This is a genomic window from Kribbella sp. NPDC003505 (assembly GCF_040610875.1).
Taxonomy (GTDB): domain Bacteria; phylum Actinomycetota; class Actinomycetes; order Propionibacteriales; family Kribbellaceae; genus Kribbella.
In genome coordinates, this window is sequence record NZ_JBEXNA010000005.1 from 383,764 (window position 1) to 399,619 (window position 15,856).

A 15,856-nucleotide genomic window follows, 5' to 3' on the forward strand; every position below is an offset into this window, starting at 1 on the left:
AGTCAGCGTCGCCCGTTGGCGAGAGTCAGTGCCGCCGGCAGTCGACGCAACCGCAGCATGGCAACCGTTCCGAGCAGCGGCCCGATCGCCAGCGGCAGCAGCGCGTAGCGCCAACCCGCGACGCCGACGGCGAGGGGCACGAGCCGGATGCTGGCGATGGTGAGCGTGAACCCGAGGGCGAGCTGCAACGCGAGCACCGAACCCGCGTACCGCGGCTCGGCCAACTCCGTCACCGCAGCCGAGAACTGTGCGGAGTCGGCGATCACGGCCGCGCCCCAGATGAGCAACACCGCCACGAGCACCGGCAGCGCCGCGCCGTAGATCAGTGGGCTCGCGAGACAGCACGCCGCGCTGAGAAGCATCGCCGCGCTGGTGATCGTGGTGCGCCCCAACCGGTCGGCCAGCCGTCCGGCCGCAACAGCTCCGAGCAACCCGGCCACACCGATCGCAAGGAACGTGACCACACCGGTCTGAGCAGGGCCGGGTCGCGAATCCGCCCGTGCGGCAACGAAGAACGCGGCCAGCCAGCTCCACAAGGCATACAGCTCCCACATGTGCCCGAGATAGCCCATGGTGGCCAGCCGCAGTGGCCGCTCCCGGGCAAGGGCCCGGACCGCGGCGCCGACATCAAGCGGAGGGGACGATACGGCGGCCGGCCCAGGCCGCACCGTCGAGACCGCTACCGCAGCTAAGCCGGCGAGAACAGACGTGACCGCGATCGTCACCTGCCAGGGAACGTGCCCCAGTCCGCGCACCAGGTGCGGCGTCCCCGAGCCCAGAGTGAGCCCGCCGACCACAACGCCGGTCGCCACGCCACGCCCGCGCTCGAAGTGGCTAGCGACCAACCGCACGGCAGGGGCGTAGACCCCCGCCAGCGCGACACCGACCAGCAGACGGATCGGCAGCGCGAGGGCCAGCCCGTGCGCCAGCAGCAATGCGAGGTTGCACAGCCCCGCTGCAACCGACGAACCAGCAATCAGCCGGCGCGGCTGCAGGCGGTCGGGAAGGTTGAGCATCGCCGCGCCCACGCTGCCGGTCACGAAACCGATCTGAACGACGACCACCAGCCAGGCGGCGCCGTCTGCAGTCAGGTGCCACTGGTCCTCGAGAGCCGGCACGATCGCGGTCGCGCTGAACCAGGAGGCGTTGGCCAGCACTGCGGCCAAGGCCACGAGAACGAGGGCACGACGCTGCTCTTCGGTCGCCATCTCAGCCCTCGTGGGCCTTCAGATAGCGGAGGAACCCGACGACGTCGTCCGCGACCAAGCGACCGATGGCCTCGCTCGAGTACACGGCCGTGATGACGTCGCCCTGGGGATCGAGGACGAAGCCGGACGACTGCAGGTAGCGATGATCGGCGCTGACGTACGCGCCCGTCGCCTTCGACACCGTGTCCGGGTCCGCGCTGTGTGCGACCGGGAACTTCAGCTGGTGCTTCTCGACCAGGCCGGCGCTGGTCGGCCCGTCGTCCACCGACAGCGCGACAACCCTGGCGTTCAACTCCGCGAGCGTTTCCGACGCACGCGAGAACGCGGCGAGCTGGGCATTGCAGTACGGGCACCAGGACCCGCGGTAGATCAAGACGATGCCGAACGAGCCGGCGAGATCGTCCGGCAAGGAGACGGTTCCACCACCGACGACGGGGAGCGACAGGGACGGGAAGTGCTGGCCGTTGTGCAGACGAGACACGGTATTCCTCTCTGAATGCCATAACTGGACTGAGTGGTCCATGTTCATGGCACAAAATTGGACTATCAAGTCCAATTCGCCGTACACTGCGGCCATGGCGACGAAGATCCACCGGGGTACGGCACGCCTGACCGCGCGAGGCTCTCTGACCCGCGCCCGGATCATCGCGGGCGCCACGGAGCTGGTGTACGACCAAGGCGTGGCCGGCACCAGCCTCGACGACATCATGGCGGCCACCGGCACCAGCAAGTCGCAGCTGTACCACTACTTCGCCGACAAGGAAGCGCTCGTCCTGGAGGTCATCCGCAACCAGCTCGCCAAGATCATCGCCGGGCAGGGAACGGAGTTGCGTGCGGCGCGGTCGTGGGACGGTCTGCAGCGGTGGCGCGATCACGTCGTCGAGAGCACCCGCGCCACCGGCGGAGTGGGTGGCTGCCCGCTGGGCTCGCTGTCGAGCGAGCTCGCCGACCGATCGGAGTCGGCCCGTCGAGTGCTGGCGGCGTGCTTCGCCGAGTGGGAGGAGTACCTGCTCGACGGGTTCCGCGCGATGCGCGCTGATGGCGAACTGTCCCAGGACGCCGACCCGCAAGCGCTCGCGACCGCGGTGATGGCCGCGCTACAAGGCGGCCTGTTGCTGTCCCAGGCCACGCATGATGTCCAACCGCTGGAGCTGGCCCTCGACATGGCACTGGGCCACGTCCGCGGCTATCGCCCCGCGGATTGACAGCGGCGGCTGCGCCTTCGACCGGCCGACCCGTGACTACAGCACGAAGCCTGTAGGGAAGGGATCGCCGGGGTCGAGAAGGTAGTTGGCGGTGCCGGTGATCCAGGCGCGGCCGGTGACCGTGGGGACCACGGCAGGGTACGGACCGACCGTGGTTTCCTCGACCAGGCGGCCGGTGAAACGGGTGCCAATGAAGGACTCGTTGACGAAGTCAGTGTCCAGGGAGAGCTCGCCGCGGGCGTGGAGCTGGGCCATCCGCGCCGACGTCCCCGTCCCACACGGCGAACGGTCGAACCAGCCGGGGTGGATCGCCATCGCGTTCCGCGAGTCGGCGCCGTCGAGACCCGGCGCGGTGAACTGCACGTGCTTGCACCCGCTGATGCCGGGATCCAACGGATGCACCGGACGGTCGGTGGCGTTGATCGCGTCCATGATGTCGAGCCCGGCCTTCAGGATGCGGTCCTTCTCCGCCCGATCGAACGGGATGCCGAGCTGCTCGAGGGGCAGAATCGCGTAGAAGTTCCCGCCGTACGCCAGGTCGTACGTGACCTTGCCCAGCCCGGGCACGTCCACCGAGGCGTCGAGGGCATGCGCGTACGACGCGACGTTGCGCAACGTCACGTGCTCGGCGCGGCCGTTGCTCACGGCAACGTCGACGACGACCAGCCCGGCCGGCGTGTCCAGCCGGACCAACGTCCGTGGCTCCGTCACCTCGACCATGCCGGACTCGACCAGCACCGTGGCCACGCCGATCGTCCCATGACCGCACATCGGGAGCAGGCCGGAGACCTCGATGTACAGCACGCCCCAGTCCGCGTCGGACCGCGTCGGCGGCTGCAGGATCGCCCCACTCATCGCAGCGTGACCTCGCGGCTCGTTCATCAGGAACAGCCGCAGGTCGTCGAGGTGCTTGATGAAGTACTCGCGGCGTTCCGCCATCGTCGCGCCCGGCACCACACCGACCCCGCCGGTGACGACGCGGGTCGGCATGCCCTCGGTGTGCGAGTCGATGGCGGTGATCGTCCGGACGGACCTCATGACTGCCTCACTTCAGTGACTCCACTGCTTTCTTCATGTCCTGCTCCAGTTGTGCGACGTGCTCGGGGACGAGCGGTCCGCGCGGCGGGCGGCACGGTCCGCCGAACCGCCCGACGTAGTCCATGCCGTACTTGATCGCCTGGACGAACTCGGTGCGCGAGTCCCACCGGAACGCCGCGACCAGCGGCTCGTACAACGCGCGGGCCTCCTCCAGCTTGCCTTGCGTGGCGAGCTCGAACAACCGGACCGATTCCTTGGGGAACACATTCGGGAAGCCGGCGAACCAGCCGGTCGCGCCCATCAGCAGCGCCTCGAGGGTGAGGTCGTCGGCGCCGGCGATCACGGCCAGGTCGGGGGCCAGCTCGCGGATCTCGAGGATCCGCCGGACGTCGCCGGAGAACTCCTTGACCGCGACGATGTTCTCGATCTGCGCGATCTCGGCGAGCAGGTCCGGCGTCAGGTCGACCTTGGTGTCCAGCGGGTTGTTGTAGACCATCACCGGCAGTCCGGCCTTCGCGACCTCGGTGAAGTGCGCGATCACCTCGCCGCGGTTCGCGCGGTACATGGTCGGTGGCAGGCAGAGCACGCCGTCCGCACCGTCCTCGGCCGCCTTCTCCGCCCAGGCGCGGGCCTGGTGCGAACCGACGCCGTGGACGCCGACGACCACGACACCGTCGTTGCCGACAGCCTCGATCGCGGTCTTCGCCACGGCCCGGCGCTCGTCGTCGGTGAGCGACGAGTACTCACCGAGCGACCCGTTCGGCCCGACGCCGCGGCAGCCGTTGTCGACCAGCCAGCGGCAGTGCTCGGCGTACTTGTCGAGGTCGGGGCGCAGTCCTGCCGGCGCCGACGCGTCCTCGGCGTACGGCAACGCGGTCGCGACGATCACGCCGTCCAACTTCTCGCTCATGGTTCCTCCCTGGTTTCCGGTGATGGCGCGACCTCGGCCGCCGCCAGATCCCGCAGCCGCACTGGCACGGCAATCGGTCTTTTCATGCTTGGTTGCCGTGCGTCGCCCGGCTTGGCGAGCAGGGCGGCGACGGTGCGTGAGCACACCCGCCCCTGACACATCCCGAGCCCCGCGCGACTGCTCAGCTTCATCGCCCGGCCGTCGTCGAGCCCCCGCTCGTCGGCGGCGGTTTCGAGCTGCCCCCGGGTCACTTCCTCACACCGGCAGACGAGCGTGTCCGCGTCACTCCAGCTCTTCCACCCGTCCCGCACGGGATAAGCCTTGGCCAGCGCAGCCGCGAACCGCCGCCCCTTCGCACCAGCAGCCACAGCCGCCGCAGACGCCTCGGTGACGTTGGGTGGGGTGGCGTTGGGTGGGGTGGCGATGGTTCGGGTGTAGTGGGCCGCTGCGGTGCCGGCGAGGGTGCCTTCTGCGGTGGAGAGGGCGGCGCCGCCGATGCCGGTGAGTTCGCCGGCTGCGAAGACGCCAGGAGTGCTCGTTTGCTGACTGGCGTCGACGGCTACGGCTGGGCCGCCGTCGGGGCCGGTGGCGATGGTGCAGCCGGCGGAGACCGCTAGCTCCAGGTTTGCGGTGAAGCCGAAGCCCACGCAGATTGCGTCGACGTCGATGCGGCGTTCGGTGCCGCGGATCGGGCGCCAATCGGACGTGAGGCGGGCGATCGTCGCGGAGTCGACGTGGTTCGTGCCGTGGGCGGCGATCACCGTCCAGCCGTGGCGGAGCGGGACGCGGTGACGGGCGAGCAGGGCGCCGTACCCGACAGCCTCGCGAAGCTTGCTGCGGGCAACCAATGGATCGGTGGACCAGCCCTTGCGGACCGTCGTCAGCGTGTTGGCTTCGAGGAGTCCGGCGACGTGGGCACCTACGCCGATCAAGGACTCGGCGACCGGTAGCAGAAATGGACCGGTGCCGGCGACCAGGACGCGTCGGCCGACGGCGATCCGCTGGCCCTTCGCCAGGGCTTGGGCGGCGCCGGCGGTGTAGACGCCCGGTAGATCCCAGCCGGGGAAGGGCAGCACACGATCGAAGGCGCCGGCTGCCAGCACGACGGACTTGGCGTCGATGGGGAACGGCTGCCGGCCGCTCGCGTCTGCCGGTCCGGTCTGTGCCCAGAGTCGGAGACCCTCCACCGCCCAGACCGAAGTCTCCGGAAGGTAGGTGATCCGTGGATGTCCCTGCAGCCTGTCCCGCTGGCGCGCGAACGCCTTCCATTCGTGCTGCAGGCGATCCGGTCGCTGCGCTGCGAACTCGGCCGGTAGCTGCCGGTTGTACTGGCCGCCGACGGCTCGCCCGCTGTCGACCAACAACACCTCTGCCCCGGCATCCCCCGCTGCAAGCGCAGCCGCGATCCCGGCCGGCCCCGCTCCCACCACCACAACCTCAGCCAACCGGCCCCCGCCTCCACCAGAACCGACCACCCCCGAAGGCGCGGTGCCCGAAGGCGACGCACCCAAAGGTGTCGTGGCGGGAAGCGCTGCGCCTTGTTGGGTGGTGATGCTGTCGCCGGGGGCGACTGTGCGTTGGCAGGCCCGGATGTCGGGGAGGCCATTGATGGTGATCAAGCAGTCTTGGCAGGCACCGATTCCACAGAAGATTCCGCGGGGGCGGTCGTGGATGCGGGTGGTCCGCCAGGTGTCCTGGCCGTTGGCGAGGAGCACGGCGGCGACTGTCTGGCCGGCGCGCGCCTCGACCGGCTTGCCGTCGATGGTGACGTCCACCGTCGGCGGCGTGCCGACCTCGGCCGGGTCGCCGGATTGTGGGCACAGGTAGGCGGTCATGACGCACCGACGCGACGGAGTGAGGTGAGCTTGCGGTCGGCACCGGGCGGGATGCCGTGGAGCTGCGGTGGAGCGGATGAAGGCGTGACGGTGCCGCGCGCACCGTCGTACCGCGCACCGGCATACCGCGGGCTCGACGTGATCATGGTCATGCGGCGATCACCGCCGGACGGTCGACGCGGAACGGGGACGGGTCGAGGTGGGGGGCCAGGCCGAGGAACTGTTCGGTGAGGAGGCGGCCGGTGGCGGGGGCGAGGCCGATGCCGGCGCCCTCGTGGCCGGTCGCGTGCCACAGGCCGTGGAGGCGGGGGTCGGGGCCGATGACCGGCAGGTGATCCGGAGCATACGGCCGGAAGCCGCCGTACGTCCGCATCACCGGGACGTCGCCGAGGAACGGGAACAGGCCCACCGCCTTGCGGGCGAGCTCGCGCAGCACCAGCACCCGGATCGTGTCGTCGAATCCGATCCGCTCGCGGCTCGACCCGATCAGCACCGTGCCGGCTCGCGTCGACTCGACCACGGTGGAGGTCTGCAGCTCGGCGTCGCCGCTGCCGACCGCGCCGACGTAATCCGCGTCGTACACCTTGTGTCGCACGCACTCCGGGAGCGGTGCCGTCACGAGGATCATCCCGCGCCGCGGCAGCACCTCGATCGGCGCACCGGCCGCCGCGGCGAACGCACCGGCCCACGGACCGCACGCGTTGAGCACCGCACCGCAAGCGATGTCGCCGTCGGACGTGTCGACGCCGACGACCCGGCCCCGGGACTGCCGGATCCCGAGCGCGGCGACCCCCGATCTGACCTCGCCGCCGCGCTCGCGAACCGTTGCCAGCAACGCCGTCGCCGCCAGCACCGGCTGCACCTGGGCGTCGTCCGGATAGTGCACACCGACGGTGACCCGCGGCGTGATCAGCGGCTCGAGCTCGAAGACCTCCGCGGGCGTGATCACCTGCGCGGCGACCCCGGCCTCACGCTGCTTCGCCGCGAACGCGGTCAGCGGCTCCGGGTCCCCGGTCGCCACCACGACGCCGCCCTTCGCCTCCCACTCCACGTCGGCGACCCGCTCGGGCAGCCGTCCGCGGACCACGTCCCACTCGGCGCGTGACGCGACGGCGAGCTCCAGCTCCGGCCCCGGCTCCTTGTCCGACACCAGCACGTTGCCCTCACCGGAGGCCGTCGTCCCGGCCGCGGGGCCGTCGCGGTCGATGACCAGGACCCGCACCCCGGCCGCCGACAACGCCTCCGCGCACGCCGCCCCGACCATGCCCGCGCCGACCACCACCACATCGGGTGTCGCGGACCGGTGCATGACGGACCTCCTCGGCAGGCGTTCGCTAAAATGAACGATACCGAGACTACGCGCGCCTCCTCCGACCGGTCAATGCACCCAACCGGACCTCTCCCGGACCTTTCCCGGAACCCGGCCCGTGGCTAGGCCGGCAGATGCGGCCCGCCGGCCGCCGTCGGGTACACGTCCGGCGGGTATTCGAGCAGTAGTACCGACCGCACCGGCCCGTCCACCGCCTCGTACGAATGCGGCCGCGCGGCCCGGAAGGCCAGATAGTCGCCCGGCCCGAGTTCCTCGGTCTGCCCATGAGCGTTGATACGTAGGCACCCCGCCAGGACAATGTGATGCTCGGTCCCCGGATGCCCGTCGGAGTGCTGGACCGCGTCCGGCCGGATCTCCTGGTTGTAGATCTCGAACAGCCCGCCGGGGTGCTCCAGCCGCCGCAGCATCCGCAGGTCGATCGCGTCGCCGGACAGGACGTCGACGTCCGCCGACCGCACGAGCACGACGTCGGAGGCCGGCGAGTCGGCCAGCAGGGCCGAGACCGGCACACCCAGAGCGTTCGACAAACTGAACACTGTCTCGATCGTCGGGTTGCCCGCGCCGGACTCCAGTTGCGACAACGTACCTTTCGCGATCCCGGACCGCCGGGCGAGTTCGGACAGCGAGATGCCTTGCTCGTCGCGCCGCGCCCGCAGGTTCGTCCCGAGCAGCTTTCCCGCACCCATCGCCGTCACAGCCCGGAGCATGCCACATCCGGCGGCAACCGCGGCCCGGTCACCCGGCCGGGAGCCGCCACCCGGGGAACCGTCACGGAATGATCCGGCGCCGCCGCAGGTCCGCGAAGATGCCGTAGAACATCTGCTCGGTGTCCACGTACTCGTGGAATCCGGCCCGCCGCGACTTCGACGCGTCCGCGAAGAAGTCGTAGTCCCAGCCGAAGACGAAGTCGGCGAACGGCCAGGACGACACCTCGGCGAACGACGTGGCCTCCAGTCCGTGGGCGGCCTGCAGTTGTTTCCAGGCCGGCTCCTTGTCCGCCATCACGTCCTGCAGGGACAGTTGCAGGGGCGGCGCGACCTCGAGCCCGAACCACGCGCCGAGCTTGGGCCACAGCTCGCTCCAGCGGAACAGGTCGCCGTTCGTGATGTTGAACGCCTGATTCGCCGCGGCCGGGGCGGTCGCCGCCCAAACCGTTGCCTTGGCCAACAATCCGGCGTCGGTCAGCTCCAGCAGCGAGTGGTACGCGCCGGGCTTGCCCGGGAACCGCAGCGGTACGCCGAGTTCCTTGGACAGCGACGCGTACACGGCGATCGCGACCGCGAGGTTCATCGGATTGCCGAGCGCGGAACCGCCCACCACGGACGGGCGCAGCGCCGACCAGGTCCACGCCTTGCCCTGCTGACGTTCCTCGAGGAACCGCTGCTGGTCGACGTTGAACTCCGGCGGCAGGTGCGGCGGGTCGTCCTCCCGCGCCGGCGTCTTGAACGGCCCGAGATGCGCGCCGTACACCTTGTAGCCCTGCATCAGGCTGACGTGCCGCAACTGACGGGCGACCGGTTCGATCGCGTCGACGACGTTCACCAGCATCGCGAGGTTCGGCGCCACGAGCTCCGCCCAGGTCGGACGGTCCTGGTACGCGACGTAGAAGACGTGCGTCACGTCGGTCAGCCCGGACAGCTTGTCCCGGGTGTCGTCCGGGTCCAGCAGGTCGACGGCCACGTGCCGCACCCGGCCAGGTACGTCGGTGCCGCCGCGGCGCGACAGCCCGATCACCCGCCACTCGGGCAGCGACGCCAGATGCTCGACCAGATTCGTCCCGATGACTCCTCGGGCACCCACCACCAACGCGACGTTCTCCATACCGAACAGCCTTGCTGACCTGCGCGGATAAAACCAAGGCATAGTTTTCACCGATCCCATAAGCTGAAGACATGGCAACGCTCCGGCAGCTCGAATACCTCGTCACCGTGGTCGATCAGGGCTCGTTCACCAAGGCCGCCGAGCTGCTGCACGTCACCCAGCCAGCGCTCTCCCACCAGATCCGCACCCTCGAGCGCTCCGCCGGCGGACCGTTGCTGGAGCGGCTCCCCCGCAGCGTCCGCCTGACCCCGACCGGCCGCGCGATGCTTCCGCATGCCCGGGCGACCCTGGCCGACGCGGAGCGGGCGCGCTGCGCCGCGCGGCAGGCCGCCGGACTCGAGGTCGGCGAGCTGCAGATCGCGACGCTGTACTCGATCACGCTCGGCGTGCTGCCGGCCGCGCTCCGAGCCTGGCGGCAGACCCGTCCGAACGTCGGCATCCGCCTGTTCGAGCACCGCCACACCGACGAGCTCGTCGACGCCATGCACTCCGGCCAGGCCGACCTCGCCGTCGGCCCGGAACCGGCGGACTGGCCAGGTGTCATCCGCGTCCTCGGCACGGACGAACTCGTCGTCGTGGTGGCCGCCGACGATCCCGTCGCGACCAGCGACACCGTCAAGCTGCAGGACCTGGCCGACCGCGCCTGGGTCCACTACGCACCGGGTCACGGCCTCGCGGACGTGCTCGACACCGTCTGCGCACAAGCCGGTTTCGAGCCGCGCATCGCCGTACGCACCGAGCAGACCGCCGCCGCACCCGCACTGGCAGCAGCCGGTCTGGGTCCCGCGCTGGTGCCCGACAACATCCTCCCGAAGGACTTCGACGGTCGCGTGCTGCACACGGAGCCCGCCGTACGCCGGACGCTCACGGCGTACACCCGCGGCGAACCGGACCCGCTCGCGGCCGCGTTCGTCGACGTGCTGTTTCGATCGGCCGGGCTGCGGGCACGCGAAGGTGATGCCTGACGAAGAGTCGGACGCGACAGTCCTCCTGGCCGGTACGGCGAATCTCGCGATCGCGATCGCGAAGATCGTCGCCGGCCTGCTTTCGGGTTCCACCGCATTGCTCGCCGAGGCGGCGCACTCCGTCGCCGACACGCTGAACCAGGCCTTCCTGCTGACCGCGCTGCACCGCAGCCGCAAGCCCGCCGACGCGCGCCATCCCTTCGGCTACGGGATGGAGCGGTACTTCTGGGCGCTCCTCGCCGCCGTCGGCATCCTGGTGCTCGGCGCCGGCTTCTCGATCACCGAGGGGCTGCGGTCGATCCTCGCCCCCGAGCCGATCGCCGCGCTCGCGGTCATCTATCCGGTGCTCGGGATCTCGTTCGTGTTCGAGGGTGCGTCCTGGCTGCGCGCGATGCGCCAGCTCCGGCAGGAGGCGCGGGCGGCCGGCGTCCCGCTGCTGCATCAGCTCCGTGCTGCCGAGCCCGCGGTCAAGACCGTGGCGCTCGAGGACTCCGCCGCGCTGGTCGGCCTGCTGATCGCCGCGGTCGGTGTGACGCTGGCGGTCGTCACCGGCGAGCATCTCTGGGACGGCGCCGCGTCGATCGCGATCGGGCTGCTGCTGATCGTCGTCGCGTTCGTCCTCGGTCGCGACAACAAGGCGATGCTGATCGGGCGTGCGCTGCCGAGCGGCACCCAGCGCGAGATCCGCGCGATCATCGCGGGCGAGCCCGGGATCGACGAGGTGCCCGAGCTGCTCAGCCTGCGGCTGGCGCCGGAGCAGGTGCTGGTGGTCGCGACCGTCGACCTGGACAATTCCGAGACCACCGGGGCCGCCGTCGAGCAGCTCGCGGAACGGATCGACAAGAAGGTCCGCGCCGCGTTCCCGATGGTGCGGCACCTCTACCTCGACCCGACCCCGGCGGATACCCGTCAGCGTTTGTCGTGACCCCAGTTCGCCAGGATCGCGGCGGTCGGGGGCAGGACGGCGGCGACCGCGCTCATCCCGATCGCCACCGGGATCGAGAACAGCCGCACCACGAACCAGGCCAGGATGATCAGCGTCAGGCAGCTGCCCATCAGCAGGACGTAGAGCTTGCGGTTGTCGTAGCGGCGAGCCATGTCACACCGTCAGCGGGAGTTTCCCCAGCGCCTCGACCAGCGGGGAGAGCTCGGGCAGCTCGGAGGCCTGCTGCAGCGCGGACGTCAGGACGGCGTCATGGGTGGGCTGGGCCTGGTCCAGCAGGTCGCGGCCGGCCTCGGTGACCTCGGTGTAGATGCCACGGCGGTCGGTCGGGCACAGGTAGCGCTGCAGGAGCTTGCGGTCCTCCAACCGGTTCACCAGCCGGGTTGTGGCGGACTGACTCAGGACCACGGCGTTCGACAGCTGGTTCATGCGCAGGTGGTAGTCGTCCTGCCGCGCCAGCACGTCCAGCACGCTGTACTCACTCACGGACAGCCCGTGCTGCTTCTGCAGCGCGCGCTCCAGCTCGTCCTCGATCCGGGCGTGCAGCGCCGCCAGGGTCCGCCACCCCTGCGCCCGCGCCTCCGCGGCGTCATCCGGTAGTCCCATGACAACCTCCACTTGAACTTCGTTCTTGCATGCGCAATCATAGCGCTTGTGCAATAGCCCGCGTGTGCAACTATCGCGCACGCCGGTAACAGTCATAAGACTACATTCGAGGGAGAGAACAACCCATGCCCGCGGCCTTGCTCGCGCTCGCCATCGGCGCCTTCGGGATCGGGACGACCGAGTTCGTCATCATGGGGCTGCTGCCCGAGGTCGCCACCGACTTCGGCGTCAGCATCCCGTCCGCCGGACTGCTCATCTCCGGCTACGCGCTGGGCGTCGTGGTCGGCGCCCCGCTGCTCACCGCGATCGGCTCCAAGGTCTCCCGCAAGACCGTGCTGATCGCGCTGATGGGCGTCTTCATCGCCGGAAACCTGTTGTCCGCGCTCGCCCCGTCGTACGGCGTCCTGATGACTGGCCGGATCGTGGCGGCGCTTTCGCACGGCGCGTTCTTCGGCGTCGGCTCCGTGGTCGCGGCGTCTTTGGTCCCGAAGGCGAAGCAGGCCAGCGCGATCGCCCTGATGTTCACCGGGCTGACAGTGGCCAACGTGCTCGGCGTGCCGGGCGGGACCGCGCTGGGTCAGCAGTTCGGGTGGCGGTCGACGTTCTGGGCCGTGACCGCGCTCGGGGTGATCGGGCTGCTGGGCATCGTGTTCCTGGTGCCGCGGCAGGACACAGCAGAAGGTCCCGGGCTGCGTAGCGAGCTGGCCGTGTTCAAGAGCTTGCAGGTGTGGCTCGCACTGGCCATGACCGCACTGGGCTTCGCCGGGGTGTTCGCGTCGTTCACCTACATCGCACCGATGATGACCGAGGTCGCGGGCTTCTCTGCTGGTGCTGTGACCTGGCTGCTGGTGCTGTTCGGCGGAGGGCTCGTCGTCGGCAACCTGCTGGGAGGTAAGGCCGCGGACCGGTCGCTGATGCCGAGTCTGTACCTCATCCTGACGCTACTGGCCGCCGTACTGGTCGTCTTCGTCTTCACCGCGCACGCCAAGCTCCCGTCTGCCGTGACCATCGCGCTCTTCGGCGCTGCGGGCTTCGCCACGGTCGCACCACTGCAGAAGCGCGTGATGGACAAGGCGACAGGTGCTCCGGCGCTGGCATCCGCGGCCAACATCGCTGCGTTCAACCTCGGCAACGCCGCCGGCGCTTACCTCGGCGGCCTCACCATCGAGCACGGCCTCGGCTACACGGCGCCCAACTGGGTCGGCGCCGCGCTGGCCGTCACCGGTCTGCTCGTCGCACTCATCTCAGGCCTGCTCGACCGCACCCGGGTCTCCGCGCTAGCCCTTGAAGGAAGCCACTGATGATCCCCACCGTGAAGCTCAACAACGGCGTCGAGATGCCCCAGCTCGGGTACGGCGTCTTCCAGGTCCCGAACGACGAAACGGCAACCGCCGTGACGAACGCGCTCGAGGCCGGGTACCGCAGCATCGACACCGCGGCGGCGTACCAGAACGAGGCGGGCGTCGGTCAGGCGGTCGCGGCATCCGGGATCGACCGCGGCGACCTGTTCATCACCACCAAGCTGTGGAACGCGGACCAGGGCTACGACTCGACGCTGAAGGCGTTCGACCAGAGCCTGTCGCTCCTCGGCCTGGAGTACCTGGACCTGTACCTCATCCACTGGCCCACGCCGGCCCGGGACCTGTACGCCGACACCTGGCGCGCACTGGAGAAGCTGTACGCCGACGGCCGCGTCCGCGCGATCGGCGTCTCCAACTTCCAGCCTGACCACCTGGACCGGCTGTCCGGCATCACCCCGGCAGTGAACCAGGTCGAGTTGCACCCGTACCTGCAGCAGACCGACGTACGCGCCTACGGCCGGGACTTCGGCATCCGCACCGAGGCCTGGAGTCCGCTGGCCAAGGGCGGCAGGCTGCTGTCGGAGCCACTGATCGAAACGCTGGCCGAGCAGTACGAGCGCACACCCGCGCAGATCGTCCTTCGCTGGCACCTGCAGCTCGGCAACATCGTCATCCCGAAGTCGGTCACCCCGTCCCGCATCCGCGAGAACCTGAACGTCTTCGACTTCGCGCTCGCCGACGAGGATCTGGCCGTCATCGGCACGCTGGACCGTAGCGAACGCACGGGGCCCGACCCCGACACCTTCAACGTGGCCTGACGACAGTCCGGGTCAGGTCTTGGGGACGGCGACCACCACAGCGTTGCTGAGGTACGACGTACCGTCCCAGTCCTCGCAGGTGACCAGGACGAGGCGGCCGGGGACCGATTGGTCGAAGACCCTGGATGCCGCCTTCGCAAGCGCTCGCTTGCGATAGACCGTGACCGTCGTGACCACATAGCTGATCGCTCCGCGTCGGGTCGTCACCGAGACCGTGTCACCGGCCGTCAGCCGGTCGAGGTCGTCGAACGCGCCACCGCCGGTGTGCACGGTGTGCCCGGTGATGATCGCCGAGCCCCTGGTGGCGCCCGGTCTGGCTCCGTCGGACCACCATCCGACGAGCAGCGGATTCGACGGCGGTACGAGCGTGCCGCCGCGGGCCCGGATGCTCAGCACCCGGGCCGAGACTCCCAGCCGTGGCACGGAGACCCTGATCGGGTCGCCGGGCTGAGGACGCGCCGTGCTGCGGACCTCCGGGGGCGGCGCACTCTGCCGCGGAGCCTTCGACGGCGCGCCCGTCGGCAAGGATCCGGTGCTCTGCGTAGGCGCGGTCGCGCTTCCGCTCGACGACGTGCCGCCCGGGCCGCTGACCGCGGACGTGCCGGTGCCGGCCTGTGGACGGCTCGTGTCGTCCTTCGGCCTGAACTGGAGGTAAGCGCCGGTCACGAGAAGTGCGACGCCGGCCGTCCAGGCCGCGATCGCCCACCATGATGGGCGTGCGCGGCCTGGACGGCGACGTTTCGGCATGGCGTCAGGCAGAGTGCTGACCCCGGCGCTGCAGCGTCTTCGCCGCACCGGCGATCAGGAGCACACCGCCGAGGCACAGCAGGGCGATACCCCAGGTGCCCTGGGTGCTCGAGAGCGCCGACGTGTTCTTCGCGCCACCCGACAGACCGGCGTCGATCGCGGTCGGCACACCGGCCGGCGTGCTCGAGCTGCTGGTCGCCGACGGGATCTCCGACGGAGATGTGCTCGGCGTGCCCGAAGGAGTCTCGCTCGGGGTCTCCGACGGAGTTTCGCTCGGGGTTTCTGACGGCGTCTCGGAAGGTGTCTCGCTCGGCGTTTCCGACGGAGTTTCGCTCGGGGTTTCCGACGGCGTCTCGGACGGAGTCTCGCTCGGGGTCTCCGACGGCGTCTCGGACGGAGTCTCGCTGGGCGTCTCCGACGGAGTTTCGCTCGGGGTCTCCGACGGCGTCTCGGACGGGGTCTCGGACGGCGTCTCGGACGGGGTCGTGGTCGGGGTGTCCGTCGGGGTCGGCGTCGGCGTGGTGCCCTGTCCGACGCAGAAGCTCAGGTGGCTGAGCCCGTAGTACTTGCCGTTCTTGTCGTTAACCGGCGTGTGCAGACCGGTATCCGCGGTGGTCCCACCGGGACGGTAGTCGTAGAAGGTCGCGTTCGGCCCGCCCTTGACGATGGCGCCGAGCACGGTGCCGCCGGTGGCGGTGAAGTCGATCAGGTCGCCGGTCTGGGTCCAGGTCACTGTGACGCCGGCGCCCTCCTTCGACCCGGGCACGGGCGGGTTGCCCTTGTCATCTCCGTCGAACTTGATCTCCGTCGAGCCCGGAATCAGGGTCTTGCACTTCGGGTTGCCAGGGATCGTGGTCACCGTCTCCGCGGACGCCGACGGCGCCGTTGCGAGGGTGACACCTCCCACGGCGAGTGCCAGCGCGCCCGCGCTGCCGAGTAGCGCGATGACGCGTGAGTTCTTGAAGCGCCCCCGCGCATTCACCGATGTGTCGTTCACAGTCTTCCCTAGGTCTGGGCCGGTCTCTCGACCGGCAGATCGTCGGTGGCCCCGACGGCTTGCGCCGGAATCGGCCAGGCGGTGAAAGCCATCTACCCAGAGCTACGAGCCCCCGGTAGGTCGAACTCCGCT

19 protein-coding genes are annotated in these 15,856 nt (G+C 69.9%); 6 read left to right on the forward strand and 13 right to left on the reverse strand.

What is annotated here, in order from left to right; translation table 11 throughout:
• Positions 1 to 2: 2 nt before the first annotated feature.
• Complete coding sequence (locus ABZX12_RS19770) at positions 3 to 1,208, reverse strand: MFS transporter (protein WP_355694962.1); 1,206 nt, start codon at positions 1,206 to 1,208, stop codon at positions 3 to 5.
• Position 1,209: 1 nt separating this feature from the next.
• A complete protein-coding gene (locus tag ABZX12_RS19775) occupies positions 1,210 to 1,689 on the reverse strand; it encodes a peroxiredoxin family protein (RefSeq protein WP_355694963.1) in 480 nt (159 codons plus the stop codon).
• A gap of 94 nt (positions 1,690 to 1,783) precedes the next feature.
• Here ABZX12_RS19775 and ABZX12_RS19780 point away from each other — a divergent pair, with 94 nt between their 5' ends.
• Positions 1,784 to 2,413 carry a TetR family transcriptional regulator gene (locus ABZX12_RS19780; RefSeq protein WP_355694965.1) on the forward strand — a complete coding sequence of 210 codons (630 nt, stop codon included), beginning with the start codon at positions 1,784 to 1,786 and terminating at the stop codon, positions 2,411 to 2,413.
• A gap of 36 nt (positions 2,414 to 2,449) precedes the next feature.
• On the opposite strand, the gene ABZX12_RS19785 is transcribed toward ABZX12_RS19780, so the two are convergent.
• The 7 genes from ABZX12_RS19785 to ABZX12_RS19815 all read right to left on the reverse strand — a co-directional run bounded on the left by ABZX12_RS19785 (position 2,450) and on the right by ABZX12_RS19815 (position 9,347).
• Positions 2,450 to 3,451 carry a proline racemase family protein gene (locus tag ABZX12_RS19785; RefSeq protein WP_355694966.1) on the reverse strand — a complete coding sequence of 334 codons (1,002 nt, stop codon included), beginning with the start codon at positions 3,449 to 3,451 and terminating at the stop codon, positions 2,450 to 2,452.
• A gap of 7 nt (positions 3,452 to 3,458) precedes the next feature.
• Positions 3,459 to 4,361, reverse strand: coding sequence for a dihydrodipicolinate synthase family protein (locus ABZX12_RS19790; RefSeq protein WP_355694968.1), 903 nt, complete (start codon positions 4,359 to 4,361; stop codon positions 3,459 to 3,461).
• Complete coding sequence (locus ABZX12_RS19795) at positions 4,358 to 6,196, reverse strand: 2Fe-2S iron-sulfur cluster-binding protein (protein WP_355694970.1); 1,839 nt, start codon at positions 6,194 to 6,196, stop codon at positions 4,358 to 4,360. Before ABZX12_RS19795 ends, ABZX12_RS19790 begins: the two co-directional genes overlap by 4 nt.
• Complete coding sequence (locus ABZX12_RS19800; protein ID WP_355694972.1) at positions 6,193 to 6,348, reverse strand: hypothetical protein; 156 nt, start codon at positions 6,346 to 6,348, stop codon at positions 6,193 to 6,195. The genes ABZX12_RS19795 and ABZX12_RS19800 overlap by 4 nt, the downstream gene beginning before the upstream one ends.
• Positions 6,345 to 7,505: an FAD-dependent oxidoreductase gene (locus ABZX12_RS19805; RefSeq protein ID WP_355694974.1), complete on the reverse strand. Its 1,161-nt coding sequence runs from the start codon at positions 7,503 to 7,505 to the stop codon at positions 6,345 to 6,347. The genes ABZX12_RS19800 and ABZX12_RS19805 overlap by 4 nt, the downstream gene beginning before the upstream one ends.
• Before the next feature lie 122 nt (positions 7,506 to 7,627).
• Positions 7,628 to 8,233, reverse strand: a complete 606-nt coding sequence (locus ABZX12_RS19810; RefSeq protein WP_355694975.1) for an XRE family transcriptional regulator — start codon at positions 8,231 to 8,233, stop codon at positions 7,628 to 7,630.
• A 61-nt stretch (positions 8,234 to 8,294) separates the two neighbouring features.
• A complete protein-coding gene (locus ABZX12_RS19815) occupies positions 8,295 to 9,347 on the reverse strand; it encodes an SDR family oxidoreductase (protein WP_355694977.1) in 1,053 nt (350 codons plus the stop codon).
• Positions 9,348 to 9,418: 71 nt separating this feature from the next.
• On the opposite strand from ABZX12_RS19815, the gene ABZX12_RS19820 reads away from it, so the two are divergent.
• Both ABZX12_RS19820 and ABZX12_RS19825 read left to right on the forward strand, forming a co-directional pair.
• Positions 9,419 to 10,312 (forward strand): LysR family transcriptional regulator, encoded by an 894-nt coding sequence (locus tag ABZX12_RS19820; protein ID WP_355694979.1) that lies wholly within the window; start codon positions 9,419 to 9,421, stop codon positions 10,310 to 10,312.
• A complete protein-coding gene (locus ABZX12_RS19825; RefSeq protein ID WP_355694981.1) occupies positions 10,305 to 11,237 on the forward strand; it encodes a cation diffusion facilitator family transporter in 933 nt (310 codons plus the stop codon). The genes ABZX12_RS19820 and ABZX12_RS19825 overlap by 8 nt, the downstream gene beginning before the upstream one ends.
• On the opposite strand, the gene ABZX12_RS19830 is transcribed toward ABZX12_RS19825, so the two are convergent.
• Together ABZX12_RS19830 and ABZX12_RS19835 are read right to left on the reverse strand one after the other, a co-directional pair.
• Complete coding sequence (locus ABZX12_RS19830; protein WP_355694982.1) at positions 11,222 to 11,410, reverse strand: DUF3099 domain-containing protein; 189 nt, start codon at positions 11,408 to 11,410, stop codon at positions 11,222 to 11,224. The two genes, ABZX12_RS19825 and ABZX12_RS19830, sit on opposite strands and share 16 nt — an antisense overlap.
• A 1-nt stretch (position 11,411) precedes the next feature.
• Positions 11,412 to 11,861, reverse strand: a complete 450-nt coding sequence (locus ABZX12_RS19835; protein WP_355694984.1) for a MarR family transcriptional regulator — start codon at positions 11,859 to 11,861, stop codon at positions 11,412 to 11,414.
• A 125-nt stretch (positions 11,862 to 11,986) separates the two neighbouring features.
• Here ABZX12_RS19835 and ABZX12_RS19840 point away from each other — a divergent pair, with 125 nt between their 5' ends.
• Both ABZX12_RS19840 and ABZX12_RS19845 read left to right on the forward strand, forming a co-directional pair.
• Entirely contained in the window at positions 11,987 to 13,162 is a 1,176-nt protein-coding gene (locus ABZX12_RS19840) for an MFS transporter (protein ID WP_355694986.1), read from the forward strand.
• Positions 13,162 to 13,980, forward strand: a complete 819-nt coding sequence (locus ABZX12_RS19845) for an aldo/keto reductase (protein WP_355694988.1) — start codon at positions 13,162 to 13,164, stop codon at positions 13,978 to 13,980. The genes ABZX12_RS19840 and ABZX12_RS19845 overlap by 1 nt, the downstream gene beginning before the upstream one ends.
• A 12-nt stretch (positions 13,981 to 13,992) precedes the next feature.
• On the opposite strand, the gene ABZX12_RS19850 is transcribed toward ABZX12_RS19845, so the two are convergent.
• The gene (locus tag ABZX12_RS19850; RefSeq protein WP_355694989.1) at positions 13,993 to 14,403 is read right to left on the reverse strand and encodes a class F sortase; all 411 of its coding nucleotides are present in this window, start codon (positions 14,401 to 14,403) and stop codon (positions 13,993 to 13,995) included.
• A gap of 37 nt (positions 14,404 to 14,440) precedes the next feature.
• Between ABZX12_RS19850 and ABZX12_RS19855 the strand changes: the two genes are divergently transcribed.
• A complete protein-coding gene (locus tag ABZX12_RS19855; RefSeq protein WP_355694991.1) occupies positions 14,441 to 14,635 on the forward strand; it encodes a hypothetical protein in 195 nt (64 codons plus the stop codon).
• A 96-nt stretch (positions 14,636 to 14,731) separates the two neighbouring features.
• Here the strand turns inward: ABZX12_RS19855 and ABZX12_RS19860 are convergent, their stop codons facing one another.
• Positions 14,732 to 15,724 carry a hypothetical protein gene (locus ABZX12_RS19860; protein WP_355694993.1) on the reverse strand — a complete coding sequence of 331 codons (993 nt, stop codon included), beginning with the start codon at positions 15,722 to 15,724 and terminating at the stop codon, positions 14,732 to 14,734.
• Positions 15,725 to 15,856: the final 132 nt, after the last annotated feature.